Annotated in this window: 1 protein-coding gene; it reads right to left on the reverse strand. The window is 50.2% G+C overall.

The genetic code is table 11. From position 1 onward, the window contains the following. Positions 1–33: 33 nt before the first annotated feature. Positions 34–207: transposase domain-containing protein (locus AB4167_RS19940; protein ID WP_136976087.1), on the reverse strand; the 174-nt coding region annotated here is incomplete at its 5' end.

Raw genomic sequence — 207 nt, forward strand, 5'->3', positions numbered from 1 at the left:
GTAAACGCCCCATGAACCTACAGGGCGATATTACTAATGTTTGAAGTTCCAAGGCAGGAGTGCGTCGATATCAGGCTCTGCTTTCGCGAGCTCTTTCATGCACTTGACCATGTAGTCGTAGAGGATAAGACCGTTGGCTTTCGCGGTCTCGATGATGCTGTAAAGCATCGCGCTCGCCTCAGCACCATTTGGTGTGTTAGAGAACAG

Origin of the sequence: Vibrio sp. 10N.286.49.E11, from assembly GCF_041469505.1 — a bacterium.
GTDB lineage: Bacteria > Pseudomonadota > Gammaproteobacteria > Enterobacterales > Vibrionaceae > Vibrio > Vibrio crassostreae_C.